Origin of the sequence: Flavobacterium flavipallidum, from assembly GCF_038289905.1 — a bacterium.
Lineage (GTDB): Bacteria > Bacteroidota > Bacteroidia > Flavobacteriales > Flavobacteriaceae > Flavobacterium > Flavobacterium flavipallidum.
This window is the reverse complement of the sequence record NZ_JBBYHU010000002.1, coordinates 216808-224338: the sequence shown is the minus strand read 5'-3', so window position 1 is coordinate 224338 and position 7531 is coordinate 216808. Positions and strand designations below refer to the sequence as shown.

The following is a 7531-nucleotide window of genomic DNA, read 5'->3' as shown; positions in this document are numbered from 1 at the left end:
GAAATTGGCTTTCATGATTCTTAACGAATCGGTATTTCATCGACCGCTCTTGGAGAAAATGCTGATTGCTTTTTTTAATATATCTCGTTCCATTTCAGCATCTTTTAATTTCTTCTCCAATTCGTGAATACGTTCCTGTTCAGGCGTTAGTTTTAAATTCCCTTTACCAGGAAAACTACCCTCACCATATTCCTGGTAATCTTTACGCCATTTATATAATAAAGAAACTTTAATACCAAGTTCTCTGGCTAGTTCTGAAAGATTGCTTCGCTCTTCACTCAATTGAACGGCTTTAATTTTGAATTCTGGATCGTAAATTTTTCTTTCTTGTTTCATGTGTTAAAATTAAGATTTTAGTCTTAACTTAAACTGTACGCTAAATTAGTATATCCAAATGGCTAAAAGTTTTTCGTCTCTATTAAGGTTTGTGTTTTCAATTATCGAAGTGATATCAGGTTGTAGTTTTGATAAATCCATTTTTACGGTTTTAAAGTTTTGGTAAAATTATTTCAAAATAGCATTTGAAAAAGTTATAGTTTTGATAAAAATCATACAATTGAAAAAATACTTTATTCTATATCGTCCTTTTTTAGTTTTTCTGGCCAAATTTTTCCTGACGTATTTAGTTTTGAGTTTGGTTTATCAAGGTTTTTTGTATCGTTTTAGTCAACATTCCGTAGATGCAATAACTCAATTTGTGGCGGCTAACACGGTTCAAATGTTGAAGTTTTTTGGGTTAGATTTTGATAATCAGGTGATGCCTGATGCTTCTTTTGTTATGCTTTTTTATAAACAACAACCTATTGCACGAATGATTGAAGGTTGTAATGCTATTAGCGTAATTATTTTGTTTGTTTCGTTTGTAGTTGCTTTTTCGGGAAAATTAAAGGCTACTTTGTTGTTTATTTTGGGCGGAAGTGTACTGATTTATATTTTAAATCTTGTGCGTATTGCTTTACTATGTCTTGCTTTGTATCATTTTCCGGAACAACAGGAATTACTGCATACGATAATTTTTCCTTTGTTTATTTACGGAGTTGTTTTTTTGTTGTGGGTAATTTGGGTGAATAAATTTTCATTGTATGCAAAATAGATTTTTTCCTTATGTATTGAAGTTATTCGTTGTTGCAGCCTTAGTGCTTTGCTTTATTATGATTCGCTATTATGAGAATGTCTTGTTTTACGATCCTTTTTTAGACTATTTTAAAGGTGATTTCAATAGTATGCCTTTGCCTGAATATAACCCCTTTCGATTCACTTTAGGTTTGTTTTTAAGGTATACTTTGAATACAATTATTTCTTTAGGATTGCTTTATGTGATTTTTAGAGATGTATTGATGTTGAAGTTTTCTCTACTATTATATTCAATAGCTTTTGTGTTTTTTTTGGTAGCATTGTTTTTAGTTATTCAAATCTACGGTTCACAGAATAATTTTCTACTGTTTTATATTCGTCGCTTTCTTATTCAGCCCATTTTTGTTTTGCTTTTTATACCAGCATTTTACTTTCAAAAACGTAATTCCGGATAATTTTTTGTAACTTTAAGTAAGTGATTTCAGTTTGTAATTAGTTATTAAGGTGATATGAAAATAATAAAACATTCCGGTGCCGTTGTTAATTTTAATCCCGAGAAACTTACAGCATCATTGTTAAAATCTGGTGCTGATGCTTTTACGGCTGAATCTATTATGAAAGAGATTGCTGGAGAAATATACGACGGAATTTCAACTAAAAATATCTACAAAAAAGCATTTGCTTTACTAAAAAAGCATACTCATTCACATGCAGCCCGTTACAATTTACGTGCTGCTATAGAAATGCTGGGGCCTGAAGGTTTTTATTTTGAGAAATATATTGCTCGCCTTTTTGAAGCCGAAAAGTATGAAACTAAAACTAATATCGTTTTACAAGGCAATTGTGTCATGCATGAGGTAGATATTTTGATAAAGAAAAATAATCAGATTGCAATGGTGGAATGTAAATTTCACGGTGGAAAGGAAGCTGCTTCGGATGTCAAAGTGCCTTTGTATGTTTTTTCCAGATTTAATGATTTGAGAGAAAATAGTTATTCACTTTTTTTAAATAAGGAGAAAATTAATAGTTGCTGGATTGTTACCAATACTCGTTTTACAGCAGATGCAATAGCTTTTGCAGAGTGTTCCGGAATTCATTTGTTAAGTTGGGATTATCCTGAAAAACACAGTTTGAAGTCCCGGAATAATCATGATTGTTTGTATCCTGTTACTTGTTTAACGACTTTGACCAAAGCAGAAAAAGAAAAGTTATTGTTGCTTGATGTTATTTTGGTAAAAGAATTAATTGAAAATAGGGCTGATTTAAAAGAGATAGGTATCAGTGCGGGACGAATAAAGAATGTACTAAAAGAAGTCGCTGAGTTGTGTAAGTGTTATTAATTAAAAAGACTGCTTTATGAAAATTAAATTTATTGGAGCGGCGGGAACCGTTACGGGCTCGAAGACATTAGTTGAGACAGAAGAAGTTCGTTTTTTGATTGATTGTGGTTTGTTTCAAGGAATAAAACCTTTGCGCGAACTCAATTGGGGGCCGATTCCTGTTTTGGCTTCAACTATTGATTTTGTATTGTTAACTCATGGGCATCTGGATCATTGTGGTTGGTTACCAAGGCTAGTTGAGCAAGGATTTACAGGCAAGATTTATTGTACAGCACCTACAATGGAAATAACCAAATTGATTTTAATAGATAGTGCTAAAATTCAGGAAGAGGACGCTTTGAAGGCTAATCAGGAAAATAGTTCTAAACACGAATTGGCAGAACCTTTGTATACTGTAGATCAGGCTAAGGATGTTTTTCCTTTATTAACGGTTGTTCAGCCCAATACAATAGTGAAGCTGGAAGGCGGAATAGAAGCTACTTTTTTTCTGGCAGGACATATTATTGGGGCTTGTAGTATTAGTGTTCAGGTGGAAGGAAAAACATTAGTTTTTTCAGGAGATATTGGTCGGGATAATGATGTTTTGTTAGCGCCTCCGGTTAAACCTCAAAAAGCCGATCTGGTTTTTTTAGAAAGTACTTATGGCGACCGATTGCATCCAGAAACCGACCCCAAATTAGAATTAGAAAACTATATTAAAGAAACTTATAGAAAAGGAGGGACGGTTATTATTCCCAGTTTTGCTGTAGAAAGGGCACAAAGTATTATGTTTTTACTGTGGGAATTAAAAAAAGAAGGCAGACTGCCGGAAATTCCTTTTATAGTTGATTCGCCTATGGGTGTTGGTGCTTTTGAAGTTTTTTTTAATAATACCCAATGGCATAAATTAAAGTTTGCCGATTGTCAGGAAATGAGTAAAATGTTTATCATTAATTCTGATTATGAGGCAACTTTAGCTGCAATAAATAATAAAGGTCCCAAAGTTGTTATTGCCGCAAGTGGAATGATTACCGGAGGTAGGGTTTTAAGTTATTTGGAAAATTATATCGGTATTCCTGAAACTACCATTCTTATTGTAGGTTATCAGGCTGAAGGAACCCGGGGAAGAAAATTAATTGAAGGAGCAAAATCAATTAAAATTTTTGGTGAATATTATACTGTTAGAGCCAGGGTTTTTGAAATAAATGGATTGTCGGCTCATGGTGATCAGGCTGACTTGATTGACTGGCTGTCGGAATTAAAAAATAGACCGTATAAGGTGTTTTTAGTTCACGGAGAATCGGCAGCAGCTGATGAGTTGCGGATAAAAATGAAAGAACATTACGGTTTTAAGTGTTCGGTACCATTAATGGGGCAGGAATTTGAATTTTAGTTTTAACATACTTTTGATGTTTTAGTCCGTATTAATTTTTACTTTTGCAAAATGATAACAAGAAAATGCATCGGTTTGATTTTGGCTTTTCTACTATTGGTTTCCAATGTAGGTTTAGCTTTTGAGGTGCATTATTGTGGTAATAAAATTGCCAATGTAGAGGTTAAACTAGCTAATTCTAATTTCAAACATTCGAAAAAATGTTGTGAAAAAAAGTTAAAAGTTGCTTCTTGTTGTTCTAATAAGGTAATTAATTTTGAAAAAAAATCAGAAGATGCTACTGTAAAAACATTCTTTTTTCATTTTGATGCTCCCTTAATTATCACCGAAAATCCAAGTTTTGTTTTTAAATCTGTTTCCAATTTTAAAAACAAACAAATTATTTCTTACCACTGTGAGGCAAATGCCCCGCCATTGTTTAAGTTATATAATCAATACCTTTTTTACGCCTGATTTTAATGTTAATAATTGAATCGTCTTAACGATTCAAAAGTTCTATTTGTGTTTTTTCAAATAGTTTATTTAAACATTAAAATCATTTTTTATGCAAAAAAATATCATATCCTTGGTACTTTTTTTACTAAGTTTTACACTGTTTTCTCAAGAAAATTTGAAGGAGGTAAAATTGGTTAAGAAGAAAAGAGGAATTCAAAAATCGTTTACTGTAACAGCGAATACTTCATTGATTACCAGTAAAGAGTTGCTTAAAGCAGCTTGTTGTAATTTAGCTGAAAGTTTTGAGACTAATCCGTCAATTGATGTCAATTTTTCGGATGCAATAACAGGAACCAAACAAATTAAAATGTTAGGTTTGACTAGTCCTTATTTAATGATAACCGAAGAAAATATTCCTTCTGTAAGAGGTGCTTCTCAGGCCTATGGTTTGTCTTTTACGCCCGGAACTTGGGTTGAAAGTATTCAGGTTACTAAAGGGGCTGGTAGTGTAGTGAATGGTTATGAAAGTATATCAGGACAAATTAATGCTGAGCTACTTAAACCATTCAACGATATCCCGTTTTTCTTAAATATGTACGGGTCTACTGATTCTCGATTTGAATTGAATACACATTTTACAAAACAACTTTCGGATAAGTGGGCAACCAGTTTATTGCTGCACGGAAATGCCAGAGTGGCTAAAAACGACATGAATAATGACGGTTTTTTAGACGGGCCTTTAGGAAAGCAAATTAATGTAATGAATCGTTATCAGTATAATAATGCTGAAAAAGGTTTGGTGAGTTTTATCAATTTCAGATACATGAATGATAAAAAACAAGGAGGTGAAGTTGCTTTTGATAAAGATAGAGATAAAGGAACGATGAATCATTGGGGGTCAGAAATTAATACAGAACGTTTTGATGTATCAACAAAAATAGGTTATGTTTTTCCTGAAATGCCTTTTCAAAGTATCGGTTTTCAAAATGCCTTTAATAGTCATAATCAAGAGTCTTATTATGGTTTGAATTTATATAATATCAAGCAAAATAGCTACTATTCTAATTTGATTTTTAATTCCATCATAAATAATACAAAGAATAAGTTTGCTGCAGGTTTGAATTTTACTTACGATAATTATCAGGAATTTCTAAATGCAACTGATTATAGTCGAAATGATAACTCAGTGGGTGCTTTTTTTGAATATACTTATGATAATGCTGATAATTTTAGTTTGATATTAGGTGCCAGAGTAGATAATCACAACAGATTAGGAACTTTTGTTACTCCAAGATTACATGCTCGATACAATCCTTGGGAAAAAGCAGTTATACGTTTCTCTGCCGGTAGAGGAAAGCGTTCGGCTAATGTTTTTGCAGAAAATCAACAATTATTGGCTAGTTCTAGAAGTTTTACATTCTTAGATTCAACGGGTAAAATTTATGGATTGAATCCTGAAATTGCTTGGAATTATGGTTTGAGTTTTTCTCAAAAATTCCAATTTTTAAATAGAAATGTCGAAGTTGTCTTGGATTTATACCGAACAGATTTTACAAATCAGGCGGTTGTTGATGTTATGCAAAGTCCACAAGCTGTTTTATTTTATAATTTAGAAGGAAAATCATATGCTAATAGTTTGCAATTTGAGTTTAATTACGAGTTACTGAATAGTCTGAATTTGCGTACGGCTTATAAATTTTATGATACACAAACACAGTATTTGTCAGGCAATTTTCAAAGACCTTTTCAGGCAAAACACCGTTTTTTTAGTAATTTAGAGTACGAAACGCCACTTACTGAAAAAGGAAGTCAATGGAAAATGGATTTTACTTTCAATTGGATTGGTCAACAACAATTACCAACAACGGCAACCAATCCAGAAGCGAATCGTTTGCCAGATTTCTCGCCAAGTTATGCTTTAATGAATGCACAACTTACTCGTGTTTTTTCAGATACTTTCGAAGTGTATGTAGGGGGAGAAAATATTGGGAATTATAGACAAATGAAGGCAGTATTAGGTAGCGATGACCCTTTTGGAACTAATTTTGATGCTTCTATGTTGTATGCTCCAGTTTTTGGACAAATGTATTATGCCGGATTACGATTTAAAATAAAATAACTTAAAAATTAAAAAAAAGATGAAAAATATTATTATCACTATTGCATTTCTAATCATTGGATTGTCGACACAAGCCCAAGAGAAAAAAAATAAAAATTTAAAATATTCTACAGAAGTAAATGGAAATTGTGAGCAGTGCAAAAAAAGAATTGAAAAAGCAGCTTATGGAGTTCCTGGGGTAAAATCAGCTAGTTGGAATATTGGTACGCACCAATTATCAGTTATCATGAATGAAGAGAAAAGTTCTGCTTTTGATTTAAAGAAAGCCGTTGCTAAGGCAGGTCATGATACTGATGCTATAAAAGCAACTAAGGAAGATTATGATAATTTACATTCTTGCTGTAAATATGACAGAAAGGAGTAAGAAGGATAAAATTTTAAGAATCTAATTCGAAGCTGTTTTTTTCGTTAATTAAACTTTAAATGAATTGAATAAATTGTAGTTAAAGTAATTTATTCTTACTTTCACGCTCAAAATATTTCTAATAAAATCCGTAGGAATGAACAACTTTGATTGGAAGAATTTAATTGATCCTCTTTTTTATATACACTTTGATGTAAATGGAATAAAACTGGGAATCTTTATAGTATTATTTATTGTTTTTGCCGAAACAGGTTTATTTGCGGGTTTCTTTTTGCCGGGAGATAGTTTGCTTTTTCTTGCCGGAATTTATAATAGAGAATTGATTGAGAATATATTGTTTATTGATAGTGATTTTGTCAATGTAACTTTGCTTTCAACATTGGTAGCTTTCGCTGGAATTTTGGGTAATATGATTGGTTATTGGTTTGGTGCTAAGAGTGGTTACTATTTGTATAATCGAGAAGATAGTTTCTGGTTTAAAAAGCATTATCTCATCCAGTCTAAAGATTTTTTTGAAAGACATGGTGGAAGAGCAATCATTTTTGCACGTTTTTTACCAATTTTCAGAACTTTTGCTCCTATAGTTGCAGGTATTGTTACCATGGAAAAAAAGAAATTCATGTTTTATAATATTCTGAGTTCTTTCCTTTGGTCGTTTACCTTGATATTTTCCGGACATTATTTGTATGGTTTCCTTCTAAATAATTACGGAATAGATTTAAAAGAGCATATTGAAGTGATTGTTATTGGATTAGTGGTAGTTACTTTATCACCGGTAATTCTTAAGTTGACGAAGAAAACAGTTGCCCCTAAAGATTAGTTTTCTT

General features: G+C 32.1%; 9 protein-coding genes. 8 read left to right on the top strand and 1 reads right to left on the bottom strand.

Annotated features, from left to right (window positions below; genetic code table 11):
- Nucleotides 1-36: 36 nt before the first annotated feature.
- Nucleotides 37-336, bottom strand: a complete 300-nt coding sequence (locus tag AAEO59_RS02240; protein WP_341699118.1) for a transposase — start codon at nt 334-336, stop codon at nt 37-39.
- 220 nt (nt 337-556) lie between these two features.
- On the opposite strand from AAEO59_RS02240, the gene xrtF reads away from it, so the two are divergent.
- From xrtF to AAEO59_RS02200, 8 genes are all read left to right on the top strand, one after another.
- Nucleotides 557-1093, top strand: a complete 537-nt coding sequence (xrtF, locus tag AAEO59_RS02235) for an exosortase family protein XrtF (protein ID WP_341699117.1) — start codon at nt 557-559, stop codon at nt 1091-1093.
- Complete coding sequence (locus AAEO59_RS02230; protein ID WP_341699116.1) at nt 1083-1529, top strand: exosortase F system-associated membrane protein; 447 nt, start codon at nt 1083-1085, stop codon at nt 1527-1529. Before xrtF ends, AAEO59_RS02230 begins: the two co-directional genes overlap by 11 nt.
- 54 nt (nt 1530-1583) lie before the next feature.
- On the top strand, nt 1584-2414 hold the full coding sequence (locus tag AAEO59_RS02225) for a restriction endonuclease (RefSeq protein ID WP_341699115.1): 831 nt from the start codon (nt 1584-1586) through the stop codon (nt 2412-2414).
- Nucleotides 2415-2430: 16 nt separating this feature from the next.
- On the top strand, nt 2431-3786 hold the full coding sequence (locus AAEO59_RS02220) for an MBL fold metallo-hydrolase (protein ID WP_341699114.1): 1356 nt from the start codon (nt 2431-2433) through the stop codon (nt 3784-3786).
- Between the two features lie 51 nt (nt 3787-3837).
- On the top strand, nt 3838-4239 hold the full coding sequence (locus AAEO59_RS02215) for an HYC_CC_PP family protein (protein ID WP_341699113.1): 402 nt from the start codon (nt 3838-3840) through the stop codon (nt 4237-4239).
- A 91-nt stretch (nt 4240-4330) separates the two neighbouring features.
- Nucleotides 4331-6340: a TonB-dependent receptor plug domain-containing protein gene (locus AAEO59_RS02210; RefSeq protein WP_341699112.1), complete on the top strand. Its 2010-nt coding sequence runs from the start codon at nt 4331-4333 to the stop codon at nt 6338-6340.
- Nucleotides 6341-6359: 19 nt separating this feature from the next.
- Nucleotides 6360-6704 carry a heavy-metal-associated domain-containing protein gene (locus AAEO59_RS02205; protein ID WP_341699111.1) on the top strand — a complete coding sequence of 115 codons (345 nt, stop codon included), beginning with the start codon at nt 6360-6362 and terminating at the stop codon, nt 6702-6704.
- Nucleotides 6705-6840: 136 nt separating this feature from the next.
- On the top strand, nt 6841-7524 hold the full coding sequence (locus AAEO59_RS02200; RefSeq protein ID WP_341699110.1) for a DedA family protein: 684 nt from the start codon (nt 6841-6843) through the stop codon (nt 7522-7524).
- The last annotated feature ends 7 nt before the right edge of the window (nt 7525-7531 follow it).